Source organism: Pantoea sp. PNA 03-3 (assembly GCF_003201175.1).
Lineage (GTDB): Bacteria > Pseudomonadota > Gammaproteobacteria > Enterobacterales > Enterobacteriaceae > Pantoea > Pantoea stewartii.
In genome coordinates this window covers 745,702-771,531 of the sequence record NZ_QICO01000001.1, presented here as the reverse complement: position 1 = coordinate 771,531, position 25,830 = coordinate 745,702, and the positions used below count along the sequence as shown (strand labels likewise).

At 50.3% G+C, this 25,830-nt stretch carries 18 protein-coding genes and 3 pseudogenes; 13 read left to right on the top strand and 8 right to left on the bottom strand.

All coding sequences use genetic code 11. The features are described 5' to 3' along the window. Nucleotides 1-16: 16 nt before the first annotated feature. Nucleotides 17-1,147 (bottom strand): PLP-dependent aspartate aminotransferase family protein, encoded by a 1,131-nt coding sequence (locus tag C7433_RS03535; RefSeq protein WP_158281338.1) that lies wholly within the window; start codon nucleotides 1,145-1,147, stop codon nucleotides 17-19. A gap of 101 nt (nucleotides 1,148-1,248) precedes the next feature. Between C7433_RS03535 and C7433_RS03530 the strand changes: the two genes are divergently transcribed. The 3 genes from C7433_RS03530 to C7433_RS03520 all read left to right on the top strand — a co-directional run bounded on the left by C7433_RS03530 (nucleotide 1,249) and on the right by C7433_RS03520 (nucleotide 3,708). After that, nucleotides 1,249-2,184 (top strand): LysR substrate-binding domain-containing protein, encoded by a 936-nt coding sequence (locus tag C7433_RS03530; protein WP_110267617.1) that lies wholly within the window; start codon nucleotides 1,249-1,251, stop codon nucleotides 2,182-2,184. A 554-nt stretch (nucleotides 2,185-2,738) separates the two neighbouring features. Continuing rightward, on the top strand, nucleotides 2,739-3,017 hold the full coding sequence (locus C7433_RS03525; protein ID WP_058709206.1) for a hypothetical protein: 279 nt from the start codon (nucleotides 2,739-2,741) through the stop codon (nucleotides 3,015-3,017). 355 nt (nucleotides 3,018-3,372) lie between these two features. Further along, complete coding sequence (locus C7433_RS03520; protein ID WP_110267616.1) at nucleotides 3,373-3,708, top strand: hypothetical protein; 336 nt, start codon at nucleotides 3,373-3,375, stop codon at nucleotides 3,706-3,708. Between the two features lie 407 nt (nucleotides 3,709-4,115). Here C7433_RS03520 and C7433_RS03515 read toward each other — a convergent pair whose 3' ends face one another. The 3 genes and pseudogenes from C7433_RS03515 to C7433_RS03505 form a co-directional block, all read right to left on the bottom strand. Next, a complete protein-coding gene (locus C7433_RS03515) occupies nucleotides 4,116-4,523 on the bottom strand; it encodes a hypothetical protein (protein ID WP_033737925.1) in 408 nt (135 codons plus the stop codon). Nucleotides 4,524-5,273: 750 nt separating this feature from the next. Beyond that, nucleotides 5,274-5,765: pseudogene (locus C7433_RS03510) on the bottom strand (methyl-accepting chemotaxis protein); the annotation flags it as partial. A gap of 98 nt (nucleotides 5,766-5,863) precedes the next feature. Further along, nucleotides 5,864-6,727: pseudogene (locus C7433_RS03505) on the bottom strand (dihydrodipicolinate synthase family protein). A 13-nt stretch (nucleotides 6,728-6,740) separates the two neighbouring features. On the opposite strand from C7433_RS03505, the pseudogene C7433_RS03500 reads away from it, so the two are divergent. Next, nucleotides 6,741-7,122 (top strand): annotated as a pseudogene (locus C7433_RS03500) (methyl-accepting chemotaxis protein); the annotation flags it as partial. A gap of 483 nt (nucleotides 7,123-7,605) precedes the next feature. On the opposite strand, the gene C7433_RS03495 reads toward C7433_RS03500, so the two are convergent. Both C7433_RS03495 and C7433_RS23820 read right to left on the bottom strand, forming a co-directional pair. Continuing rightward, nucleotides 7,606-8,043 carry a VOC family protein gene (locus C7433_RS03495; RefSeq protein ID WP_033737932.1) on the bottom strand — a complete coding sequence of 146 codons (438 nt, stop codon included), beginning with the start codon at nucleotides 8,041-8,043 and terminating at the stop codon, nucleotides 7,606-7,608. 821 nt (nucleotides 8,044-8,864) lie between these two features. Beyond that, complete coding sequence (locus C7433_RS23820; RefSeq protein ID WP_226374504.1) at nucleotides 8,865-8,942, bottom strand: hypothetical protein; 78 nt, start codon at nucleotides 8,940-8,942, stop codon at nucleotides 8,865-8,867. Between the two features lie 397 nt (nucleotides 8,943-9,339). On the opposite strand from C7433_RS23820, the gene C7433_RS03490 reads away from it, so the two are divergent. From C7433_RS03490 to C7433_RS03465, 4 genes are all read left to right on the top strand, one after another. Continuing rightward, nucleotides 9,340-9,576: a hypothetical protein gene (locus C7433_RS03490; RefSeq protein WP_110267613.1), complete on the top strand. Its 237-nt coding sequence runs from the start codon at nucleotides 9,340-9,342 to the stop codon at nucleotides 9,574-9,576. A gap of 236 nt (nucleotides 9,577-9,812) precedes the next feature. Then, entirely contained in the window at nucleotides 9,813-10,232 is a 420-nt protein-coding gene (locus tag C7433_RS03480; protein WP_110267612.1) for a DUF3857 domain-containing protein, read from the top strand. A gap of 599 nt (nucleotides 10,233-10,831) precedes the next feature. After that, nucleotides 10,832-11,782 (top strand): LysR family transcriptional regulator, encoded by a 951-nt coding sequence (locus tag C7433_RS03470; protein WP_110267611.1) that lies wholly within the window; start codon nucleotides 10,832-10,834, stop codon nucleotides 11,780-11,782. 174 nt (nucleotides 11,783-11,956) lie between these two features. After that, entirely contained in the window at nucleotides 11,957-12,886 is a 930-nt protein-coding gene (locus C7433_RS03465) for a flagellin (protein WP_039340776.1), read from the top strand. A 319-nt stretch (nucleotides 12,887-13,205) separates the two neighbouring features. Here the strand turns inward: C7433_RS03465 and C7433_RS03460 are convergent, their stop codons facing one another. Next, nucleotides 13,206-14,372: a PAS domain-containing methyl-accepting chemotaxis protein gene (locus C7433_RS03460; protein WP_054633941.1), complete on the bottom strand. Its 1,167-nt coding sequence runs from the start codon at nucleotides 14,370-14,372 to the stop codon at nucleotides 13,206-13,208. Nucleotides 14,373-14,764: 392 nt separating this feature from the next. Here C7433_RS03460 and C7433_RS03455 point away from each other — a divergent pair, with 392 nt between their 5' ends. Further along, nucleotides 14,765-15,340 (top strand): histidine phosphatase family protein, encoded by a 576-nt coding sequence (locus C7433_RS03455; RefSeq protein ID WP_006119690.1) that lies wholly within the window; start codon nucleotides 14,765-14,767, stop codon nucleotides 15,338-15,340. A 151-nt stretch (nucleotides 15,341-15,491) separates the two neighbouring features. Here C7433_RS03455 and C7433_RS03450 read toward each other — a convergent pair whose 3' ends face one another. After that, a complete protein-coding gene (locus tag C7433_RS03450) occupies nucleotides 15,492-17,066 on the bottom strand; it encodes a methyl-accepting chemotaxis protein (RefSeq protein WP_110267610.1) in 1,575 nt (524 codons plus the stop codon). A gap of 659 nt (nucleotides 17,067-17,725) precedes the next feature. On the opposite strand from C7433_RS03450, the gene C7433_RS03445 reads away from it, so the two are divergent. The 4 genes from C7433_RS03445 to C7433_RS03425 all read left to right on the top strand — a co-directional run bounded on the left by C7433_RS03445 (nucleotide 17,726) and on the right by C7433_RS03425 (nucleotide 25,203). After that, nucleotides 17,726-18,970 (top strand): EAL domain-containing protein, encoded by a 1,245-nt coding sequence (locus C7433_RS03445; RefSeq protein WP_110267609.1) that lies wholly within the window; start codon nucleotides 17,726-17,728, stop codon nucleotides 18,968-18,970. A gap of 936 nt (nucleotides 18,971-19,906) precedes the next feature. Beyond that, entirely contained in the window at nucleotides 19,907-21,040 is a 1,134-nt protein-coding gene (locus C7433_RS03435; RefSeq protein WP_033741031.1) for a glutathione-independent formaldehyde dehydrogenase, read from the top strand. A 714-nt stretch (nucleotides 21,041-21,754) separates the two neighbouring features. Then, the gene (gene fdhF, locus C7433_RS03430) at nucleotides 21,755-24,721 is read left to right on the top strand and encodes a formate dehydrogenase subunit alpha (protein WP_058701735.1); all 2,967 of its coding nucleotides are present in this window, start codon (nucleotides 21,755-21,757) and stop codon (nucleotides 24,719-24,721) included. Next, a complete protein-coding gene (locus C7433_RS03425) occupies nucleotides 24,721-25,203 on the top strand; it encodes a DUF1641 domain-containing protein (RefSeq protein WP_039340755.1) in 483 nt (160 codons plus the stop codon). Before fdhF ends, C7433_RS03425 begins: the two co-directional genes overlap by 1 nt. Nucleotides 25,204-25,830 lie beyond the last annotated feature (627 nt).

Here is a 25,830-nt window from a genome sequence, read left to right as displayed (position 1 = left end):
GGGATGTTATGTTTATTTAAATTATTTTATTCAATGCGGAATCAAGATCGTTAATAAGTAACTGACAGTCTTCCAGGCCTACAGACAGCCTGATAATAGAGGCGGTGCTGTCGTGATAACGCCGGGAAGACAGACTTTCAGGCGAGTAATAGGCAATCAGGCTTTTGGTGCCACCATAGCTGGCTCCAATTCTGAACTGGGTCAGGCTGTCAAAGAAGCGTTCGAGGCGACTTTCATCTTTTAACGTTAAAGAAAAAACAGTTCCATATCCATCAAAGTATTTCTTATAGAGACGATTGTCTTCGGAAGATGCCAGTCCGGGATGAAACACAGCGGCCACGGCAGGATGCTTCTCAAGCCAGTGAGAAATAATCTCAGCCGAAGTGGACTGTTTCTCCTGGCGTAATGAATACGTTTCAAGCCCTCTTATCGCCAGGAAACAGTCGTCGGGGCTGACATACATGCCCATAATATCCTGCAACTTTCTGAGACGGGCATGGTGTTCATTATCAACAGTGCTGATACTGCCCAGCAGAATGTCAGAATGGCCATTCATCATTTTCGACACCGCCTCGACGACATAGTCCACGCCAAATCTGAATGGTCTGGAGAGCAGCGGACCTCCCCACGAATTATCGACAACCGTGAGAATATTATGTCGACGCGCTAGCATGGCAATTTGTTCAATATCCTGTATTTCCATTGTCAGTGAACAGGGTGACTCAATTAAGATCAGCCGGGTGTTGTCACATAGTGCATTCTGTATAAAAGCAGTATCTCGCGGTGGGCAAAATGTAACTTCAACGTTTAGCTGTGCTAAATAATCTGTTAGAAAGTCACGTAACGGCCCGTAGCAGAAATCAGGCGCAATAATATGGTCTCCGCCCTTCAATGTTGACATTAATACCAGCACCAGGGCGGCCTGGCCTGAAGGAAGTACAACGGTATTTCGGCTGCCTTCCAGACCGGAAATTAATTTTTCCAGTTCGCGGTGGGTGGGTGAGCCCGTAATGCCGTAACTGAATCCATCCGGCTGCCTTTTCTTTCTTTCTTCGAAACTTTGAAAATCCTCGAAGACAATTGTTGAACCTCTGTAAACCGGCGTCGCCAGAGATTTAAATGAATGTTTATCATTGTTCTTTTTCACGGCTTTTCCCCTTGTGTTTATACGCTGCCCCCACTATTGCGCTTAAAAAAGCGTAATTCTATACTGAACACTAATGACTTCATAAGTACAGGTAATGGGCTGTGTACAGAGAAATTGAAACCTTCAGAGCAGTTATGCTTACAGGAAGCGCAACGAAAGCGGCTGAAATGATGGGTGTTTCTCAGTCTGCCGTCAGCCAGAAATTAAAAATTTTTGAAAACGAATGCGGGCTTGTGTTGTTCAGGCGAGAAAGGGGCAGGTTAGAAGCCACGGAAAATGCTCACCTGCTTATGAAAGAGGTTGAAAAACATTTTCGCGGGATCGAACTGATTGAACATAAAGTGAAATCTCTCAAAAATCGCATTGATACAACCATCCATCTTGCGGCTCACCCGGTGTTCGGGCAAAAAGTGATTCCGAAAGTGATTGCTGACTTTGTCAAAACCTCTGTGACGAAAGTCAAATTTTCTATTAACAGTTCTCGTGATATTTATGAAACCGTAGATTCGGGAGAACTGGATTTTGGTCTGGTAGCAAACGAAATATATGGCAACAGCTGCGTTTTTTACAGTTTCTGCACGGTGCAAGGTGTATTCATTACGCCAAAAAACATGCTCAGCGCCTCAGTAAAATCGGTCAGCCTTACAGAAATAGCCGATCAAAACTTTATCGCCCTTAACTCTGAGGATACGACGAGAATAGCGCTGGAAAAAGAGTGTCGGTTAAAGAAATTAAGCTTAAACATGCTCGTTGAAACGCCATATTGTCATACGGTGTTAGAAATGGTGACGTCTGGGGCCGGTGTGGGTATTGTGCATCCTCTGACCCTGGCGGGGATTAACGCTGAAGCAGTAGATGTATTTACGCTTCGTGAAAATATTACTTTCGGAAGCAATTTGATTTTCAGAAAAGACAAGGTGTTGAAAGCCAGCGCAAAAGAATTGATAAAAAATCTCAGAATTCAGACGGCAAGAGAATTAAGAGAAGTGTCAAAGGTCCATCATGTCGATATCAAGGTAAAGCAATTCAATATTTGACTGTTTAATCTTGCCATTCTGCGTTTTTAACTTTCAGATGGCCGTCTGATTTACCTCAACTCCGCCTGTCAGCTCAGTAGACATGTGACCTGCGTTTTTACTTAAGTTGTCACAGTAAAAATACCTGATGGATGGCTGGCTGAATGCAAACAGGCACCCATCTCAAAGCGGGTCAGTATTAAAAAACACGCCTGTTTCCTTGCCTCTCTGTGCCTCGGATTGGTGAGACAGGAGCTTTACCATTCCCCGCTTCGGGCGTGTAAACAAACCGGTTATTTACCATGGTGATCTGAGATAGGCTGAGAAATCAGACCTCATGATGAAGGTGCCGTGCAGAGCCTGGACGCCTTTTCCTGCAACTGTTTCCCCGCGTTACAGAGGCAATATTTCATTACTCTCTTTAACAGCCGATATCATCAAACTGTCACAGAAGAATTTTTGAATACCTGAGGCGCGTCTTAACACCGCGCCCGCTTTTGTGAACATGTTTCTCATTTCGCTGAGTGCTGTCCAGGCAAACATCGATTAACTTACTTAAGCTGAGAGGATTCATCATGTCTCTGTCTGTCATTAAAAATGCAGTTAAAACCACAGCGTTGGCCACTGTCGTACTGGCTGGCCTGCAGGTGTCTTCGTTTGCAAAGGATCTGCCTTCTCAAATGACTTTCGGTGCAGTGGCAACCGGCAATGTTTCTGCTAAAAAGCCTGATGTTTCTGTTAATGAGCGTGCAGTTAAACTGGCCGCGTGGCATCACCATCTGGAGATTAACCAGGCCTGTGATGATCCTTCGCTGGGTGTGGGTCCGAGTTGCCCGAACGATGGCAACGCATAACGAGTAAAATCGACAGACACCGTTCACAGGTGCGGTGTCTGTGTTTCCTGAACTGACCGGCTACGGGCCAGTCAGCTTTCTGCCCGCAGGGTATCTGAGCTTTTATCCTGCGCCTGAACGTCTTCCGGCCCAATAACAGGACAGCAGGCCGCCATACGGGGCAGACAGGGTAAGCGCGTTCACCCTGGTGATGGCAGGAACCGCCTCAACGCGTTTCTCAGCCTGTGAGGAAAAAACGCCAAATGTTCCGGCTGTGGGAAAGGATCAGAGCCGGTAAATGTAACGCTATTTAGCAGCGCTGGCCGACAGGATTGAAGTCACCTGCCGCAACCAGAGTGGTGCGACGGTCAGCGACATGACTGCGTCATTGATCATGACCTACTGGCAGGCCAAAACAGCACGTATCGACGTGACAAAGGCACTTTACCGCTCGGTGGCAGAGCTGGATAACCAGCCGCTGATTGACACGTTTAGCAAGCGGGTAAACAGCGCGACAACAGCGATGCTTGCGAGCGCCAGCGACATGACGTTTCCGGACGTCAGTAGCGTCAACCTGACGCTTATCACCGTCATATTTGGCACCGTGCGTAATGTGTTTGAGCAGGACCTTACGCCATCAAACGCGGACAGGGTGATCCGACAGCTCATCACCATGTGCAATGCCTGTCTGGATACCTTCAGGACGGGGTAACGTTCCTTCTGCGGTAAGTTCCGTTGGCCGGGCGGGGGCTGCGGTAAGCGACTTTCGGCGTGCATCCCGGGCACATTGCTTTTCTGCTGCGGAAAACCAGCTTACCAGCAAAAAAGTGTAAGGTGTCGTGCGCAGAATGGCTGCGTATCGCTGACGTTTATCCTCTGTACGCACGGCGCATTTATTAAACGTCCTGGCTGGCATCAGATACACCTGAGCCCCGCCGTGTGCGACTTGCGCATGCTGTAAACGTACGGCGAAGGTAAGGCCGCGCAAAACATGCCGAACCGCTGCTAACAGGTTGCGTATGGCCAACCAGGCGGAGAACAGGAGTAAGGAGCTGACGCTGATGGTCGGTGACGTCGCTCCGTCATTTGTCCAGGCGCAGGCAGAAAAGATTGGGGGATTTAGCCCGCAAATTTCATATATGCACACCTGATCAGGTAAGGTTCGACTGAATAATATGCCCAGACTGACGACAGGACATTCAGGTCATGCTGACTGTCACCTGAATAGGCTTTTAACAGTTTATCTTTCTTGTCTTTGGACAGTATCACCTCTTCAAGCGTGTCTTTCATCGCTTTCCGGACATCGTCAGGCGCAGCTTTAAAAATCTGGCTTGAAAAAACGGTATCAGACAGCGCTTTCATTTTTTCAGGGTGTCCAAACGCGTCAAAGATGACGGCATCAGAGGCGGCCTGAATTAACGGAATGGACGTGATGTGGCAGTATTCCTGTACTGTTTTAAGGTCTGGCGTCTGAGCCGCGAGAGCATTGCCTGTCATCAATAAGAAAAAATAAATTAATCGTTTCATAACTACCCTAGTGTAAAACCCCTGTTACAGAAACGCGGTCTGCCATAAAGTGAGAACACGACGTCATCGGGATAAAGTGAAAGGGGAAAGGTGCAATCTTTGCCCGTCGGGTATTAAACGCTGAAATATGAAGTATTCAACGCCTCTGCTCAGCGCTAAAAGCCAATCCCTGGTCGCGATCACAAGACGAATATTAAGTGTAATGCTTTTCGCTTTCGTCCTTATGCGGGTTGACGTCAGACGCGTATTCATGCTTTAAAACCACAGAAAAAAGGGGCCCGGACGTGAGCCCCAAATGACTGCATTAACTTGCTATCGATTATAGAGTGTTACTCACCGGTTAGCCGGTTCGCTTAATGATAATCGGCAAAGCAAATGTAAATTGCAAGTTTTTGATTATGTTGAAATATAATTTATATATTAGTCCGAATATCTCAAGTAATAGTATATTTCGCTGATGATTTGCGTTGTCAAACCATAATGGACCAGTTCTTTATAGAATGTATAAAGCGCCGGGTGACAGACAAATCATAATGCGAAATGGTATCCGCCAGGACCTGGATTCTGATGTAATCCAGGCCTGCGTCAACATAGTTAATCAACGTGCTGTTCGCATCCTCAATAACGCGCTTAATACAGCTGTTTTACTGCCTGCAATATATTGCTGTGCATTCTGATTTGCCTTCGGTGAGCCGATTGCCCTGAGATGGCGGATATACCGCCGGGGCTGGTCGGCGGTTATCCTGTGTGTCAGAACTGCGTCCAGTTATTCTCGCTACTCTGGTATGTTCCCGCCAGCGGCGTTAATGTTACTGGTTGCGCGGCAGATCTGCCCGGATGTGGCTTGATATCGGGCTTTCTGACGTTCCCGTCTGCACCAGGCGTAAACGCGGCGACCAGGCCGTTCAGCGCTTCTGCCTGTTCGGTCAGTGAGCGGGCAGCGGAGGACGCTTCTTCAACCAATGCGGCGTTCTGCTGCGTCACGTCGTCCATCTGATTCACCGCCTGATGCACCTGGCTTATTCCCAGCGACTGCTCCTGCGCTGCAACCGAAATTTCTTCAATCATATCGGTGACCTGACGGACTGCATCATCCATTCGCGCCATGTTCTCAGCAACGTCACTGGCCTGAGACGCTCCGGCCTCTACAAACGCGATGGATGATTCAATCAGCTCTTTGATTTCACGCGCCGAGGCGGAGGATCGCTGTGCAAGATTTCTGACTTCGCCAGCCACGACCGCAACAGAAGTCGGTAATCGTATTCACTGACAGTCTTTTTGATAAAACATTAACCGGCCCGAAACGTCTGGCCGGCTAATCAAGCCTCAGACGAGGAACACTAATTGACAAGGCCAGGTTCAGCAGAACGCATCGCCGCATGGATTTCTTCTGCTGCGCCATCGCCTAAAGGAAGCAGGGGAGAACGCACTGTCGCATGGTCAAGAATGCCACGTGCAACCAGTGCATGTTTCAGTGCCACCGTGCCTTCCATGTGAGATCCGCGATGGTAAACCGCTTTCGTTACAGGCAGCAGGCGGTCGTGGATTTTACGGGCCTTACTGTAATCCTGATCCTTGCCCGCCTTAATCATTTCAACCAGAGGTTCCGGGGCGATATTACCGTAGCCCACTAACATGCCATCCACATCAAAAACGGTGTGCAACAAATATTCATCGTGGCAGGTCAGCACCTGAAGATCAGGACGCTCACGGCGAATCAAGGGGATTTCTGTATCCCAGCGACGCATGTTTCTGACACCGTTCTTCATGGCAAAAACCCCGGGCTGCGCTGAGATATCAAGTAAGGTTTTCAGGTTATAAGTCGCTTTGGTCACATCCGGGTACTGGAACAGAATCAACGGTAGCCCGCTTTCCTCATACACAACGCGATAGCGGTCCTGAGGAGCACCATCCTGATAACCGAACCGGAGCCAGCCATGTGAAGGATAAAGAAGGCCAGCTGAAGCCCCCGCATCAACAGCCCCCTTAGCTTCAAGCGCTGCCACTTCCGTCCCCTCACCGGTGATACCTGCAATCACAGGAATTTTTCCTTCAACAGACGTAACTAAAGCACGTATTACCGAGGCCTGTTCTTCCTGGGTCAGGAATGTGCCTTCATCCGCATGCCCCAGGACAACTCATCCTTTAACACCATTGATGCTGCCCAGCCAGCTCCCGAGGCGCTGAATGGCATCATAATCAATACGTCCGTCGCGCGGTGAAGAAGGCCGTGGTTTTGCCGTGGTGGCTGGCGAGGTACGTAATCTTGCGCAACGAACCTCCTCTTCGGCTAAGGAAATCAGAGAGCTGATCGATTCGTCGATGCAGTTTATCCATAAAGGTTCGGAACAGACTGAGGGGGTCAGATATAATCTTGACCGCATGAACGATGCGGTGAATCAGGTGAACGACCTTATTAATGAAATATTAGTGGCGGCCAGAGAACAGTCGCAGGACATCAGCCAGGTTCATCAGGCGGTCAATCAGATGGATGACGTTACACAACAAAATGCTGCACTTGTCGATGAAGCTTCTGCGGCTGCGCTGTCCCTTAAGGAACAGGCCATGTCACTGAGCAAACTGGTTTCTGCTTTTATTATATCGCCCCGCAAAAGCTCAGAAAATAAGAAGCCGGTAATCAGCCCGGAAACGTCAGGGCAGGGACATGTTTATCCTTCCCCAGGCGAAGCGGGTCGTTCTGATAATAACTGGCAGACATTCTAAGAGCGTGTTCCGTTTAAGTGCCGGGTTGTCACGGTGGATAAATACTTTCCTGTTTATTCAGTAATATGCATCCGCCCTGCGATCAGGATTTATGTGGATAGCCTGAACTGTATGAAAAGGAAGGATCGGGCCAACGTTAACAGACTCATCTAAGTCAGCTGTTACAGGAAAAAACAGTGCCGACAGCCTCGCAACGCTGCCGGCACAGCTTAACCAGTGTTTATTTTTTAGAAATTAAGGGGTTATTTGGCAGTGATATACTGATGGCTCATCTTAAATGATATGACCGGGAGTCTGCTTTGGGCCAGAAACAAACATTGCAAATATCACTGTTTTAATAAGTCATAACATGTGGACTTCATTGACTGCGTTCCATCAACTCAAGCGTCTGACCATCGGGGCTTTGTAAATATATTACTCTGGTTCCCTGCATGGGTCCTGACAAAACTGTCTGCGGTTTCCCTGGCGTCTTCCAGCCATAGTCCGATACTTTGCTCAAGAGCATATCAAGATCCTGCACTATAAACGCAAGATGCGCGTAGCCTGGGATATAGGGCGCTGAAGGCTCCTGTGGCTGTTCAATGTTATTGTATTGTAATAATTCAATTTTAATGCCAGCCAGTTCAAGCAAAGCCATTCGTACATCCGCTCCCCTTGCGCCTGTTACTTCATCAATAACAGGTCCAGACATTTTCCCTTCGCGTAATAACTTCCCTCCAAGGATATGGGTCCAAAAGAATAATGAGTCTTCAATATTTTTAACTGAAAAACCGACGTGATCAGCACTTAAGATCATGAGATTACCTGCTCCCAGTTGACTGATAAGAGACTGCATTACAAGTCTTTACCAGGTGTAGAAAAACTACGAAGGTCCGCTCCTCGCTCAAAGCGGACCTTCATCTCAGTCAGCCTGTTCGCTTTGTGACAGAAGCGGATACTGACATATCCGCACTGCATTATTACATCAGCGCAGAGCAGTACTTATCAAAAATATTCCATAGGGCAGTATTCGTCTGACATTCAGGCAGGCCGAATCCGGATGTTTGGCTCAAAATGTAACGACGTTAAACTTTGCACCCAAAGTCGGCTGAGTTCTGTAGCAGAAATTATTACTGCAGAAAATACCTACAGGTCAAAGTGAAGGTGCTTCTGGCACACCTGCAATCGGCTATTACCCAGGGATACAAAGTAAGGAAGGAATAGGATTGACTAATTAATCAAGTATCCTGGTCCGAGTGCAAAAAGGTCGACGAAATATTTTAAAGACGAAGTTTTGTCGTGTAGAGGCACTAAGCCAACTTACTCTCTCCCTTTGTTAAAATATATCAACCTGACTCTGGCATCATAACGTCCGCTTTTCACGCGGCGGATTTATCTGATACATTTCCGGAAAGTCTTCTCTGCCGTCCGCGTTGTTACCATCTTGACTGTCGTAGTCATTATTCCAGCGTTGTCACTCCTTTTAAAACGGGCTCAGTTTCTGTGGGGACAGGATATTGAAAAAAGGATTTTTAACATGGCAAATCATTCATAGCTGGCCTGGGACCGCCAGAAGGGAAATTACCGGGTTAACAGAGGAGGTACAGGCGGCCCTTCCGGTGCAGTATCAATATCATGTTAGGTCATCCGGAAAGCTTCAGGATAATGTTTCCGCTCCGTTCTTCTGGCCGGCTCTGTGCTGCGCGATATGTACAGGCAATACGGCCAGCTACATAGCCATTCGCTCTAAATCTGATTAATCCAGTAAGGCTATGAAATAGTAGTCTTTATTTTAAAAAAAAAGCCAGATACTTATAAGAACAAAAAGTTACAAAAAAAATATATTAAACAATTCATAAACACAACGAGGAATCTTCAAAAAAAACTTCCAATAATTTTATTACATGCGATAAATGGAAAAAAGGTTTCGTAACCAAGTGAAATAATTGAAATAAATTTAACATATTTCCGTAATTACGATTTACATGAAACTCGTAAAGCTAAGAAAAGTTTAACTTTAAATGTGCATGAAAGAGCTAATTTTTTATCAGCTTTGGCTCTTGTTGTAGCGGAGTAGCAGTTATCTTAAATAGCTAACCTTGGGAGAAATGAAATGTTAAATGTCCTATCTGAAGAAGAAGTTTTACTTGTTTCGGGTGGAAGCACAGCAAGTGATGGTATTGCATGTGCCGCAGGAATTGCCGCGACAGCATTAGCATCTGAAACTATAGCAGGAGGAGCAGCAGCGGCATTAGGAGCTGCCGCCGCATGTGCAAACTATGCAGATGATCTCTCGAATGATGATGATAGCGACGACGGCGATGACGATGGTGACGGTGGTGATAATTAATTAACTAATAAGTACCTGGTTTTGCAGGCACTTAATTTATAAGGTTAATAAAATGTCAAACAAACATAAAATCAGATTTTTTTTTGGAATATTAGCTTTTCTTTTAATTGTTGTAAGTTTTTTTATTGATTTCAGTAATGATGAGCCCCCAAAGCCGTCTCACATAGCATTGCTAATAATCATTTTCGTAGCTATGGTTTTTTCAATTTACAAAACAAAAAACAGGAAGAAAGATAATGAGTAATGCTAAGAAAAAGTTATTTTTAATTTTCATCTCAATGCTACCTTTATCTGTGTATTGTGAAGATCATGTATCAAAATATTCAATTGAGGTTGTATCAAATTTTGAAGTTAGCAAAAATAAAAAAATAAAATCCGTGTATAATGAAACTATAAAGATAAATTCTGCTGTTGGTGCAAAAAGTCTATCAAATATAAAAATCCCCTTTGATCAATATTTTTGGAATTTAACTATAAAAAACGCAAAGATAATCAAAAAAAATGGTCAGGAGGTCGCTGCTATTGTAAGACAAGATAATAATGATTTAATCGGGGCAAAGAATAATTTGTCAGACATTAGGACAACTCGTTCAGTACCTCTGCGACCGGACCATCGTAGTCGCTCAGTCTCAGTGAACCACCAAACATTTGTTTAACTCTGTAACGTTTACACTACCGAGCGACAGATTGTAATCTATTTTCCATTTCCACCGCGCACTGCTCACGTTCAGATGTTGATTAGCGACTTCATGATTAAGATCTGCGTACTCGCTGGGCCGTTAATTCGCCCCTTTGAGAATGAATGAAATCACTAATTATCTTAAGACCAGTTCATCGTGACATAGCCAAATGTTGTCAGAATCATTGGCGTCTGACCAAATTTTCCAGTGGGCCTGCCGGATTGATCCGAAAGTGGCTCTGAGTTCGTAACGTTGTTAAGTGCCAGGTCAACATCGATGTTTTCACATATCTTGCTGTCAACGGTCAGATGCAGTTTTCGCCAGATAAGGCTTCGTTCTTTACAAGATTTTTTGACTTACCATTCGCTATAAGCAAGTGTTAATTATAAAGGCAGCCCTTCAATACCTGTTTCTTCTTTAAGATTTCTGGATGCAGCTGTTTAAAGAGTTTCTCCCTTTTCTAATCCACCGGCAGGCAAGCTGAAGCAACTGTTCATTCAGCCAGAATTACTCCTTCGAAGCAGGCAGAGTTCATCCCCTCGTAAAAGTAAAATAAACACTGCAACGGATAGGTTATGTCTTTCACGACTCTTGGCCATACTACAGGCTCCGCTCTGGACATCAGGGCAATGCGGATCTTTGTCGCTGTTGCAGAGGCAGGGAGTTTTGTTGCTGGCGGCAAGGCGATGGGGTTAACGCGCTCTGCGGCGGGTAAAGCGATAACCCGGTTAGAAGAGCACCTGCAGACAAGGCTTTTTCAACGCACCACGCGGCGGTTATCTCTGACCACAGAGGGGCATGAATTCTATCACCGCTGCTGCAGATTACTGGAAGACATAGAAGAAGCCGAAGCCAGTATCCGGCATAATTCACCAGTGCCAGAAGGCATTCTGAGACTGACCGTGTCAGAGGGTTATGGCAAAATGGTTATCCTTCCTTTTCTCCAGACGTTTTTACAGAACTCACCGAATATAAACATTGAAGTCAGCTTTAGCGATCGGGTTGTCGATCTGGTGGAAGAAGGATTTGACCTTGCCGTTCGGGTAGGCAATGCAGCCACAAGCCATCAATACATCACACAGGTGATCGACAGAGCAAGGCCACAGCTATTCGTATCACCGGACTATCTTAAGCAATGGGGTAAACCGGAATCACCTGCTGACCTCAAAGAGCATCGTCGTCTTGTTTATGGTTTAGGAGCGGCTTCAGGCGCATGGACACTCTTTGACGAGGAGCATGGGCAAATAACGCTGAACGGCAGGAACCATGTCAGGTTCGACAGCGGCGATGCCATACGCTTAGCTGCCATAGCCGGATTGGGTATCGGTTATTTACCTTCATTCATGATTGAAAAGGATATTTTAGCAGGGCACCTGGTACAGGTATTGGCTGATACACGAGGCGAGGAGGTTGCTATCCATGCTATTTACCCCACTCGCTTACATCTCTCCCTGAGGGTGCGCATTTTTATTGATGGCCTAAAAAGCTTTCTGAGTAACCATAAAAAAAGAAATATCTCTCGTTGAGAATATATATCTCCATTTCTCGCTCAACGCGGGCATTATCAGCAACGAGGCCGGGTTAAAAAAGCAGCAGTCTATGACAGTTAAATGATTTCTCTGTGACACAGTTAAAGAAAGTAACTATTGTGGCGATAACGGTATAGCGTGATATACACGCTTTAACTACAAGGACTTAACATGGCCGTCATTAACACCAATACGCTTTCACTGGTTACGCAGAATAACCTGACCAAATCACAGTCTGCTCTGGGCACGGCAATTGAGCGTCTCTCTTCCGGTCTGCGCATCAACAGCGCTAAAGACGACGCAGCCGGCGAAGCTATCGCTAACCGCTTTACTTCTAACATCAACGGTATGACCGTTGCAGCCCGTAACGCCAACGACGGTATCTCTCTGTCGCAGACGGCTGAAGGCGCACTGACCGAAATCAACAATAACCTGCAACGCGTACGCGACCTGACCGTTCAGGCGCAGAACAGCTCTAACTCAGCGTCTGACATCGACTCAATCCAGGCGGAAGTTAACCAGCGTATGCAGGAAATCGACCGCGTCACCAAACAGACCGACTTCAACGGCATTAAAGTCCTGAACACCGGTTCCGGCAGCACCACCTACAACTTCCAGGTAGGCGCAAAAGACGGTCAGACAATCGGCATTACGCTGAGCGCAAGTGATGGCTTCGACCTGGCAGCAGCGGGGCAGTCAGGCACCACTCAGAATACCGAGACAACCACGGGCCAGACCGTAAACGGCAATGCCCGCAGCACCTCTGCTATCGGCTTCGACGTTCTGAAGGGCGCGGTCACCGGCGGCACTGGCGGGACGGCGTCCAGCAATACGCCGCTGGCCGACATTGATAAAGCGATTAAGGCGGTCGACAACCAGCGCAGCCTGCTGGGTGCGTCTCAGAACCGTTTTGAGTCCACCATCAGCAACCTGAACAACACCGTGACCAACCTGACCGCTGCCCGCAGCCGTATTCAGGATGCGGACTACGCGACGGAAGTGTCAAACATGTCCCGCGCGCAGATCCTGCAGCAGGCCGGTTCTTCTGTACTGGCACAGGCCAACCAGGTGCCGCAGACCATGCTGTCTCTGCTTCGCTAACAGACGCCGGTGAGCTGCATTCCGCAATGCAGCTCATCAGCATTCAGCGCCGTGAGCGTAAGCGCTCTTCCTGCCTGCACACCCTTTGATACAGCCCATAAAACAAGCAAAATCCAATCCATATTTTGTCTCATCGCGCTTTAACGCATATTTCACTGATGACCAGGCCCGGTTTTGGACCCGTAGCAGGGGCAGTAAAGGGTATGATGCGCAATTCAGTCCGAGCCCGGCAAAATGGGATGTTGTGTTGAGTAGTGGGCACACTCCCCGGAAGCCAACCAGAAAGTGTGCGATGAAACTGAAGGGTGCAGTGATGATTTTAAAGGCGCGAAGAGGCATCCAGCCGGATTTGCAGACGGCTTATGTTTTCGGTTATCTCCGCGGTTCTGTCGGCCAGTTCGCGGATTTCGCTGGCAATAACAGAAAACCCTCGTCCCTGCACGCCGGCTCTGGCGGCCTCAATGCTGGCATTCAGTGAGATGAGTTTGATCTGAGCGGCAATATTGGCATTTTCAGAGACCAAATCAGCGATCTCACTGACAGAGGCTGATGCCTCATCTCTTCGCTGGCGTTCATGCTCAGCCTGAACTTCCTGGTCTTTCAGCGTCTGTATATCGATCAGCGCCCCGACCGCCCGCAAAGGTATACCCTCTTTGTCCCGTCGGGTCTGCCCGCGTGCACGGAACCACCGGTAATTGCCGTTTTTGAGTTTAACGCGGTATTCAACGTCATAACCTGTTGCGCCCGAATGGTCGTTAAGGTGTTTGATAAAGGCATCCAGCGTGTGCTGACTGTCGTCGGGATGGAGACGGGAAGCCCAGCTGTCAATCACATCAGGAAACTCTTCAACGGTTTCGAATCCAAGCAGTTTTCTGAACTGTGGGGACCACCAGAAAACGTTATTCGGATGTAAAGGGTCACCATTGATGATCTGCAGGTCCCAGAGCCCGTCATTCAGCATTTCACGCGACAGGTTGAAGCGGGTCATGACAATATCATATTCGCTTTCGTGCGCCACGTCCTCACTGATGTTCAGCAACGTACCTGTCAGCCTCTGGTTATGGCCGTCAGCGCCGCGCTCACGTTTAACGGCTACCTGAAACCATTCGTAGCTGCCGCCTGCCGTCATAAAACGGCATTTATGGGTCACACCGGAAGCGGCAGAGGGCTGAACGGTTCGTAAAAGCTGTCTGAAATGACTTTTGTCTTCATCATGAACAAGCGAGCAAAGCGCCGAGAGAGTCAGGATATTGTTCCCCCCTTGCGGAAAATTAAACGGCGCGGCAGATGAAATCCAGAGCGGAGTGCTGTCGGTGATGTCTTTCCCCTCACAGACCCACAAGAACTCTGGCAGCAGAGTCAAAAAACTGTCCAGACGATCGGATAACGTCCCGCATGGCGGCACTTCTTCGACGGGCACCTCCTGGCGTGGCGGTAAAATGACTTCTGGCGCGGGCGGGGATTTCCTGAATAATTTGCCTAACATAACTGCTCCCTGAGATTAAAATTAATTACAGACAGGTTATCGGCCATGTTGCAGGATGCATAAGTCAGCTAAATGATGAAATTTTCTACTGTTTAGCCGGGCAGCTTTGTCTGCAGCTCATGTATGATAACGCCTGAATGAGGCTTTTTTTCGCGGGCCGGTCTCTTACAACGCAGAGAAGGGAAACGGGGCAGGCCTTATAATCACAGACCGCCGCCAAAAAATATTCGCGCCTGGCAGACGCAATACAGCTGATAAATCTGACCACATCAACCGCGATATTTTCGCCAGTCTTTTGCTTTTGCCGTCTTACCCATCATTTACCCCTGGTTATTACAGGCCCACGTGAAGTAGGTTATCCACTCCGCCATCATCGCCAACAGGAGACCCGGATGAAAAACGTTTTCGCGCTGTTGTTTGGTCTTGCAACACTTATCCCGTTGAAGGCTTCGGCTGACAGTACATTTGTGTTTTTCCGTCATGGCGAAAAGCCCGACAACGCCAGCGGGCAACTGACCTGCAAAGGGCTGAATCGCGCCCTGAAACTGCCGAGGGTATTGCTCAGCCGCTACGGCAATCCCGATGCGCTTTATGCCTCGGCACCAAAAGAGGATAAAACCGGCAGTTCACTGCGCCCGCTTTCAACCCTTATTCCTCTGGCGGTACAGGTTTCTCAACCCGTCATACTGCGCTTTCACGCCGACAAGCCCAATAAGCTGGTCGCGGATCTGCTGGCAGAAAAAGCGGTGCCTCTGACGTTTATCTCCTGGGAACACAAAAATCTGGTGACCGCTGCGCGCAGGCTGGTTGAAAAAACGGGTGGGGATGCCGGGCAGGTGCCGGACTGGTCAGCAACCGATTTCGATTCTGTCTATGTGGTGAAAATTGACGACAACCAGCATTTTAAATCCTTTAAACAGGATGCCGAGGGACTGAATGGCGTTTCATCTGACTGTCCTGACCGGTAGAAATGAATGCGCAGGTGGTTTGACATGAAACCTGTAACGAAGCCGCTAAAAGACAGCGATGCCTGATGGCTGAGAAACGGGAAAGGGGAGAGTTGAGAGCGGCGCGTTGAGCATGAAAGAGGCCAGCATCTGCATCTGGCCTCTGTCGGGGTCAGACCCTGAACGTTTCCACAATCGCCTGGAGCGCATGCGCCTGATCAGACAGACCGTGAGACGCGGTGGAAGATTCCTCAACCAGGGCCGCGTTATTTTGCGTGACGCCATCCATCTGACTGACGGCGATGCTGACCTGCGAAATACCCTGCATCTGCTCAGTCGATGCCAGTGAAATCTCATCCATGGCGGACGCCAGTGAGCCGACCATACCGACAATCTTCAGAATACTTTCCCCCGTTCCCTGTGCGACGCCCACGCCGCTTTCCACCTGCGTAACCGCCTGCTCAATGAGCTGCTTGATGTCACGGGCTGCCGTCGCACTGCGCTGCGCCAGTGTTCTGACCTCCCCCGCAACGACCGCAAAACCCCGGCCATCTTCACCGGCGCGCGCGGCTTCTACGGCGGCATTGAGCGCCAGGATATTAGTCTGGAAGGCGATGCTTTCAATCACGGCGATGATGTCGCGAACTTTAAGCGCACTGGCCGAAATCGTGTGCATGGTATCCGACATTTTCTGCACGTCAGTTTCCCCCTTACGTGCCAGCAATGCGGTCTCACGGGCAGACTCGGCGGTCTTCTGCGCACTGGCGGCATTGTTTTTCACCGTTGTCGTCAGCTCCTCCATACTGGCGGCCGTTTCCTGTAATGCGGCGGCCTGCTGTTCGGTTCGGGAAGACAGCTCGGTATTGCCTCGTGAGATTTCATCGGCCGCCAGCGAGACGGAAGCGGATGAGGCTTTAATCTGCGATACCAGGTCACGCAGGTTGTCCTGCATGCCTGCCAGTGAGGCCATCAGGCTGAAAGCATCATCGCGGCGAAGTTTAACCGGCGTACTCAGATCGCCGGCGGCAATGGCGGCGGCCAGCGCCTGTGCCTGGGCGGGTTCTGCGCCCAACTGTTTCTTGATACGGCGCGTAATCAGCCAGCTCATGACAAAGCCCAGAGCGATAAACACCACGGTGAGTACGCTCAGCGACAGGAACACGCCTGCGAGCCCCGTTTCGGTCTTCACTGCCGTACCGCCGGTCACACGATCCTGATAAGCCACCATATCGTTGACGGCTGAGCGGTAGTTCGCCAGGTCCGTCAGTAGCGCGTTGTCGATATGTTCACGGACGGCATTGCCGTCCTGTTGCAGGGCTCGCGTCGCACTGGCTTTGAAAGACGGCGATGACGTTTCGATTTTTTTCAAAAAGTCAGAGGCTTCATCCACTTCGCTGAGATTAATACCCGGAATGGTACGCGCTCCGTTAATCAGCGTGCGGAAGTGGGCGGTGGTGTCATCACTGTTTTGTTGTAATGCCGCAAATTTTGCAGCGATATCCTGTATGGATGCGTGCCTGTCACCCGAGGATGCCGCCAGAAGCAGCGTAGTTTGCTGTGCAACATTGTCCTTAATGGTCTGTAAGGTGCGTAAATCATTCAGTCGGGCCACCGTCAGCTTCTGCTGATCTCTGACCGTACTGAGCTTGATACCGGCAAAAAGGGTAATACACACGCCGAGCATGATGACGGTCAGGAAAGCCGCGTTGAGCATCATGTTGAGTGACATTTTTCCTGGTCTGAACATAAGGTTCTCCATAAGAATTGTTTCCGCTAATGCTGCAAAAAGGTTATCGGCAGGCCCGGCCAGACAAGGAATAATTTACATAGTCAGCCTCTGTCTTTACAAAACCTACCCGCGTGGCGGCTTGTTCAGGATGAAGCAAGGCAGCGGTAGCACCGCGTTTTTGCTGCGGGGACAAGCCAGTCTGCCGTGACGGTGTCCCTCGTCTTCCCGGGGCGTTTGTCAGTGACACGCCACGCAGGACGAAAAAATTTCGCCCCAGCCCGATCATCACGGTCAATGCGCCGCCTGGCTGCGGCTCTTCAGCAGCCTGTCAGCAAGGCAGGGCAGGGGCTTGGCGGGGATCATGCGAGGTGATTCGCAACTGAAAAGCATAAATCACTACGGTTCGCTTGTTTAATGCCGATAACACGATCACAGCGCAAGTGCTGGCAGAAGAATGAAAGGCAAAACGTCCGGCGTTTCCCGACGTGCAGCAATATGATGCGGCCGTCTCACGGTGGCTCAACCTTTCATGACTGACTGAAAGAGAGGGTGACGGCAGACATTCCGCCGGCGCGCCTTTTTCAGATATGAAACCTCGTCATTTTATGAGGACTTAACGACTAACCGATCACCCATAACGGCCGGATGAAAACACGCGGCAGGTTGCAGGCACCTGAATGAACACGAAAAGAAAAAATGCGACATTGCATACCTGCTTTAAGAAACGGCTTCAGGCCGGAGAATTTACGCCTTATTTTCAGCCGATTGTGTCGCTCGAGGATGAGCGGGTAGTCGGCTTTGAAATGCTGGCCCGCCGCGTTTTACCGGACGGGCTTATTATCCCGCCCGATCAATTCATTCCCGAAATGGAACGTCAGGGCCTGCTGAATGAACTGACCGCCGTCCTGTTAACTCAGGGCATCCTGACCGCAGGCACCTGGCCCGAACAGCAGTTTTTATCGGTTAATGTTTCGCCTTCCCAACTGAAGGGCCGTCATCTGCCTGACATCATCAAGCACGTGGCAAATCAGTACGCCTTCAGTTTGCCCAGGCTCAAGATAGAAATCACCGAAACGGCTCTGATAGATGATGTGGATTCAGCGCGTGCGCAGATTGATTACCTTTCAGATATGGGCTGCATGATAGCAATGGATGACTTTGGCACCGGATTCTCAAGCCTGGCCTGGCTCATTCAGCTTCCTGCCACCACAATCAAAATCGACAGCAGTTTCATTCGCTCAATGCTGCACCAAAAGGACAGTCGCAAGATTGTTTCCAGCGTTGTCGGCCTGGGACGCAGCCTGGATATGGACGTGATCGCCGAAGGGGTTGAAACAGAGGAAGAGGCGGAAATGCTGCGGAAAATAGGCTGCACCTATGCGCAGGGCTATTTATTCGGCAAGCCGCTGACCGCAGATGAGACGCACGCGTTGCTACTCACCCGACCGGGTAAAAAATTTCATCGCAGGGTACAACGCATGTCTCTCGATCAGCGCGCGCATCAGATCTCGTCCATGTACGCTGCGCCCGGGACCTCTATCTGTTTCCTCAACACGGATCTCCGGATCGTGGATGCCAGTGAGACCTTCGCCGAACGCGTCTGCTGGGAGCTGGACGATCTCATCGACCGTTATATCTATGAAGTCATCCCTTCGGAGGCGGATAAACTGTTATGGCTTCAGGACTTCCGCGAAAAAGGGCTGCCTTATCCGCCTTATGAAGTGACGCTGCCGGGCGGCCGTATTGATCTGGTTATCATTACCCGGGTGGAGGATGAAGCCAAAGACTTGCTGGGCTTCTGTGTGTTCGGTATCGACATCAGTAGCCGGATGGGCACAGAACACCCTGTGGAACAGGATTTTTCCGCTAAACAGCAGGGCGCGGAAAGTAAGATATTGCCGGGACGTTCAAAACCAGGCTGAATGAGCACGCTGCCGCATCGTAAAAAACCTGCGCCCCCGCAGGCACCTCATCGGATGGGGCAGGCCGGAGATCACTTACCTGCTGTCATCTCCCTGCCTGATAGCGTTGTGCACGTTTATGTCTGCACACCGGTCTGACCCGCCAGACCGGCTCAGCACCGAAGGAAAGAACCGTTAGCACACAGGCAGGATCAGCGTATTGCCTGAGTCTGTATTGACAGTGAAAGCATCCGACAGCCTGTAATTCGAAAGCCCGGCGGGAACGGGCCACAAGCGCGAATACTGCCATGATAAATTAACACGCAGAAAGGTAATATAAACCAGGCCGTGATAATCCTCTGCCGGGCATAATGCGCAACCTGTGAAAAATAAACACGATTTTCTGTCAGACATAAGGAATGCATGTTTTCGGATACCGTCTGTAATTAATCTGTTCAGGTTTACGGCATTGCTGTGCATTAAATCAGCAGGCGGCTTCGCTTTTCTCCTTTGTAACTTCCGTTCACATAATCACCTTCTCAGATAAGTCATTGTAAAAAAAGTCTAAGTTATTTTTATTTGAATTAATTTTCACGATGAGCAGCAATTTTATTTATCTCAGTTACGCTTTTAAGACTGATTTAAAAAGAACATGAAGGCAAATCTTAACCACGAAGGAGAAATGTATCGCAGGTCATTCCAGAGGGAATCTGTCATTATTCCGCCGTAGTTAAATTTGTCGGAAATATCCGAAAATATTGCGCAACCCTAATTATTTTAAAAACAGGGCAGGCAATCACGCTTTTTAGTCACGCGTATTTTAAGCGAACGGCCTCTTTCCACAGCGAACGCACGATTAGCGTCAGGCTGATTAACCAGCCCAGAAAATCTGATGCTGCTCGCCGTCCCGGTCAGGGCCGGTGGGCGCCAAATCATCCATGACCCGAGGGGGAAAATATGAAAGCAGTCGTTTATAACGGACCATACGATGTGTCAGTAAAAGACGTGCCCGATGCCAAAATTGAGCGTCCCACGGATGTTCTGGTTCGTATCACCACCACCAATATTTGCGGATCCGATCTTCATATGTACGAAGGGCGTACCAGCTTCGAACAGGGCCGTATCCTGGGCCATGAAAATCTGGGGCAGGTGGTAGAGATCGGCAGCGGTGTGGAGCGCGTGAAAGTCGGAGATTATGTCTGCCTGCCTTTCAACGTCGGCTGCGGATTCTGCGAAAACTGTGAAAAAGGGCTGACAGGCTTCTGCCTGACTACTAATCCAGGCACGGCAGGGGCGGCGTACGGCTTTGCCGAAATGGGGCCCTGGTCTGGTGGTCAGGCAGAATTATTGCGCGTACCCTTTGCCGATTTTAACTGCCTGGTGCTGCCACCCGATGCGGTTGAAAAGGAAGACGATTACGTCATGCTGTCTGATATTTTTCCCACCGGCTGGCATGCCACTGAACTGGCGGGGCTCAAACCCGGTGAAAGTGTGGCTATCTATGGCGCTGGGCCGGTAGGACTGATGGCGGCGCATTCGGCGATTATCAAGGGTGCCTCCGAAGTGTACGTCGTGGACACGCACGCCGACAGGCTGGCGTTGGCTGAAAAACTCGGTGCCATTGCCATTAATGCCACCGGGGCCGATGCGGTAAATAAAATCCTCGACCTGACGGATGGCCGGGGCACCGATTGTGGCTGCGAATGTGTGGGATATCAGTGCTGTAACAAACATGGGGTTGAAGATAACGCCGACACCATGAACAGCCTGGTGGCCTCCACCAAAGCGACGGGCGGCATTGGTGTGGTGGGCGTGTTTGTGCCACAGGATCCTGGTGCTGCCACCGATCTGGCGAAAGAAGGTAAAATGCCTTTCGACTTCGGCAGCTTCTGGTTTAAAGGCCAGTCTGTCCGCACTGGCCAGGCAAACGTCAAAGCCTATAACCGCCAGCTGGCGCGTCTGATCGCGCAGGACAAAGCGAAGCCGGGACAAATCATTTCCCACCGGCTGCAACTGACAGAAGCCGCAGAGGGCTATAAACATTTTGACAACCGCGACAGCGGGTGGACAAAAGTGATTTTAAAACCCTGAATAATTCGCAGTTAACCGGGCCGCAGCAGTCTGGGATCTCGTCTGAGTACGGGGGACCGGACTGTTGGCGGTTAAAGACGGCCCCTGTGGTTAGCTGGCTGACCGATGACGTTTTATCTCAACAGCATGGCTGGCAAAGGACGAGGCCGCCTCGCCTTCACTGTGCCAGCGTAAGTCACAGCCCATACCTGCTGTGGAAAGGTCTGGTACAGGGCGGCGTTTATAATACGAGAGAAACGTGAATATAATCGTTTGGCATCCGAAAGTATGCACCGAAAAAACGCGGGTCTGTTATATGATGGCGCTACGTCATTTGCTGGCTTTATTTAAGCGAAAAAAAACCGCCGGCGCGGCGGTTAAGTGAAACAGTGAAATTCGGTTTGGGGGAAACCTGTCGCTAAGTTAATTTCACAAAATATTTTTTCGCAAGCGTAAGCGGCAACCTAAAACTATCAGGAAGGGAGCAAAAAAAAGAATTTAAGAGTTTTCCTGGTGGCTGGCTGCCTGTTTCATATTCCGTTGGTATAAGAATCCTGTTTCCGATATTGCGCTTACACTTTGTTACCCCTTTTCCCTCAAATTCTCCTGCCGTCTCGCCTGATTTATCGACTGTGCACAACTAGTTTTAACAGGAAATAAAAATTACCTGGCCTTTATACAGGCAGAAAGCCGATGACCGCTTATCCCATCCGCGAAAAGAAAAAAGGTAAAATCATGGAAACATGCACCATTGTCTACAACGGGGAACGGCTGTCAGGTCAGGCAGGTTTGCCCCTGATTGATTTTCTCGAACTGCACGGCAAAAAACTGCCGCATGTCTGTTATCACCCCGCTCTGAAGCCACTGGAAACCTGTGATGTCTGTTGGGTAGAGCATGCGGGCAAACTGGTGCGGGGATGTACGCTAGAAACCGTGCACGACATGGTGGTCAGCAGTGTAGATCCGCAGGCGCAGGCGGCGCAGGAAGAGGGCATGGACCGCGTTTTAGCGCGCCATGAACTTTACTGTACGGTATGCGAACACAATACCGGCGACTGCACCTTACACAACGCGGTCAGCGATATGGCGATACCGATCCAGTATTATCCCTATGAACGTAAACCTGCGGAAAAAGACCATACCAACCCCTTTTATACTTACGATCCTGACCAGTGTATCCTCTGTGGTCGCTGTGTAGAGGCGTGCCAGAACGTCGAGGTAAACGAAACGCTGTCTATCGATTACACCGCCGACCATCCGCGCGTATTGTGGGACGGTGGCGAGCGCATAGCCGGATCAAGCTGTGTGAGCTGCGGCCATTGCGTTACCGTTTGCCCCTGCAATGCGCTGCTGGAAAAAACGATGCAGCCCAATGCCGGTCCCTTCACCAATATGCCGGAAACCGTGAAGCGTCCGCTGATTGACGTGGTTAAAAAACTGGAAAACAGCATCGGCGCGGGACCCGTTACCGGTGTTTCACTGATCGATATGGCGATGCGCCAGTCTGAAATTAAAAAAACGAAAACGGTCTGCACTTATTGTGGCGTAGGCTGCAGTTTTGAAATGTGGACGCGTGATCGCCACATCTTAAAAGTGCAGCCGGTTGCAGATGCACCCGCAAACGGCATTTCAACCTGTGTAAAAGGCAAGTTTGGCTGGGATTTTGTGAATGATCCGCACCGCCTGACTACCCCGCTTATCCGTGAGCAGGGGCGCTTTCGTCCCGCCAGCTGGGATGAAGCGCTGGCGGTTATCGTCCAGCGCCTGACGCAGATTCATCGACAGTCGGGCGGCAACAGCATCGGCTTTATCGGTTCCAGTAAAGCCAGTAATGAAGAAGCCTATCTGACACAAAAAATCGCCCGTTTAATCTTTGGCACCAACAATGTCGATAACTCCTCCCGTTATTGTCAAAACCCTGCCACCCAGGGATTGTTCCGGACCGTCGGGCATGGGGGCGACGCGGGAACCATCAAGGATATGCAGCAGGCGTCGCTGATCATTATCGTCGGCAGCAACATTGCAGAAAATCACCCGGTCATTGCCTCCCATATCAAACAGTCCCATAAACATCACGGGCAGCAGCTTCTCGTTGTGGATCCCCGTCGCCATGAAATGGCTGAGCGCGCGGATCTGTACCTGCGGATTAAGCCGGGTTATGACATGGTGTGGGCATCGGCGATGGCGCGTTACATGTTCGATCACGGCTATGCCGATGAGGCCTTTCTTGCCGAAAAGGTCAATAACGTCGCCGAGTTTCGGGCGTCGCTGGCGCCTTTCACGCTCGACTATGCCAGTCAGTTAACCGGTCTGAGCGTGCAGGAACTGACGAACGCGGCAGAAATGATAGGCCAGGCCAAAAGCGCCTGTCTGTTGTGGGCGATGGGCATTACGCAGCACAGTCACGGTTCGGATACCAGCACCGCACTCTCGAATCTGCTGCTGGTGACCGGCAACTATGGTAAGCCAGGCACCGGCGGGTATCCCATGCGCGGCCACAATAATGTGCAGGGGGCCAGTGATTTTGGCTGCCTGAGTAATGTCTATCCCGGCTATGAAAGCGTTACGGATCCGGCCGTGCGGCAAAAATGGGCGGCGGCCTGGGGCGTCGATCCGGAAGCGCTTTCGGCGGAAGTGGGCGCAGATAATTACCGGATGATCGAGCAGGCGCATCAGGGCACGCTGAAAGCGATGTACATCATTGGTGAAGAAACGGCATTTGCGGATGCGCATTCCACAAAAGTCCATGAGGCGTTCAGTCGGCTCGATTTTATGGTGGTGCAGGATATCTTTATGAGCCGGACGGCAGAATTTGCGGATGTCGTGTTGCCTGCCTGCCCGAGCGTCGAAAAAGAGGGGACGTTTGTGAACACCGAACGGCGTATTCAGCGCTTTTACGAGGTGCTACCGCCCTTAGGCGACAGTCGTCCCGACTGGCGGATACTGACCGAACTCGCCAGCCGCTTGGGCCATCCCTGGTATTATCAGCATCCCGCCGACATTATGGCGGAAGCGGCGCGCATCGCCGGTATCTTTGCCGGCGTCAGCTATGACCGGCTGGCGGGCTGGCAGTCACAGCTCTGGCCTGTCAGCGCCGACGGCAGTAGCACGCCGTTGCTCTATACCGACGGTTTTCACTTCCCCGATGGCAAAGCGCGGCTTTATCCGTTGCAGTGGGAAGCGCCTGCCGAGGAGAGCGATGCCCATTATGATCTGCTGCTTAATAACGGCCGCATGCTGGAGCATTTTCAGGCCACCAACCAGACGGGGGCGGGGGGACGAATCACCTCGCTGTCGCCTCACTGGTACGTTGAAATCAGCCCCGCACTGGCGCAGGAGCGTCACTTGCAGGAAGGCGACTGGGTCAGACTGACGTCACGGCGCGGTGCGCTTGAGGTGCCGGTGATCATTACTGAACGCGTGGCAGGTAATATCCTTTTTATCCCGATACATCATGGTAAGCCGGGCGTAAACGGACTCACGGGGGATCATCACGATCCTGACGTGCAGACGCCAGCCTATAAAGAAATTGCCATTCGCCTGGAGAAGCTGGCGCGTCCTCCTCACGCTTCACCGCTGCCGTCGCACAATTTTCGCCATGGGCACCGCACGCCGCGCGATCATCTGCCCGTTGAGGATAAATGGCGTCAGCCAGGTTATACGCTGCCGCCTGAACACACCGCCCATCCGGAGAAGTTTTAATGGCTGAACCGCTAAAGTATGACGTGCCGCCCACGCGCACCGAGCCCACAGCAAACGAAGCCCTTGCCACGCTGCTGGAAAGCCTTCATCAACATGGCTTCCTGCGTCTGGCTACAGATATCGTCAATGCCAATACCCAGATTGCCGGAGTGCTGGTTGACGGCCTGAACCAGCCTGGAGCGCTTAATGCCATGCAGAATCTGTCCCTGGTCTTTAAGGCGCTGGCAACGATTCCCCCCGAAGAGTTCAATCCTGTGCTGTTGGGGATCGTTAATGCCGCAAAAGCGATGCGGGGGGCCGGACTGGCCGGGGAAGACAAAAGCGCCCCCGGCATCCGCGGCATCATCCGATTACTGAAAGATGAAGAGTTATGGCGCGGGATTAAACCGGCTCTGGCAGGCGTCCGCGCGTTTGGACGTGAGATGAAACAGCCGTCTGAAAAACCGATCAGCCGGTATAGTGGGAAGCCTACCCAAAGTTGAGTATCGGGTAACGGTGGCTTTCCCGGGAGCCTGTTGTGCCGGTAATCCAGCCCGGACGGGCTGGATTACCGGATCCGTTCAGGACGCTGGCAACAGGCGCAAAATGTGCCCGTTTAATAAAGATGATTCACTGACATCCGCTGTTTAAATAAGGGCACCGCACTGCGTCATTTTCTCACTTATTCTCCCTTCATGTTGCGGACAGGGTATTAACACACCATCAGCGGGCCAGATAAAAAAGTTCCGTGCCGCCTGACCAATCTGTTTTTATTCCCGGCAGGCCAGAACACATCTTTACGTGTCGGCCTGGTGCAAAAAAACGCCGTCTGTGACTGCCCGCTCTTATTGATCGTATTAATGAGGATGAGGAAAGCCTGTTTTTGCGTCTGACGTTCCCGGATCGGATGGCCCGGCAAAATGCGAACGGCGGGCGTACAAAGCCTGACTAAGGCAAGGCAGAAGGTAGGCGCGTCAGTTTCTCAGGGGGCTGTTTCACCGGCTTTCAGGCTCAGAGGCGTCCAAAATTGTGTCATGACTTTTTTACCGGTGACGGAATGTTTCAATTACCTTCACAATATATTTTTCGGATCATTGCAGTGCGCCTTGCACCGTGATCTCCTGCTTAAT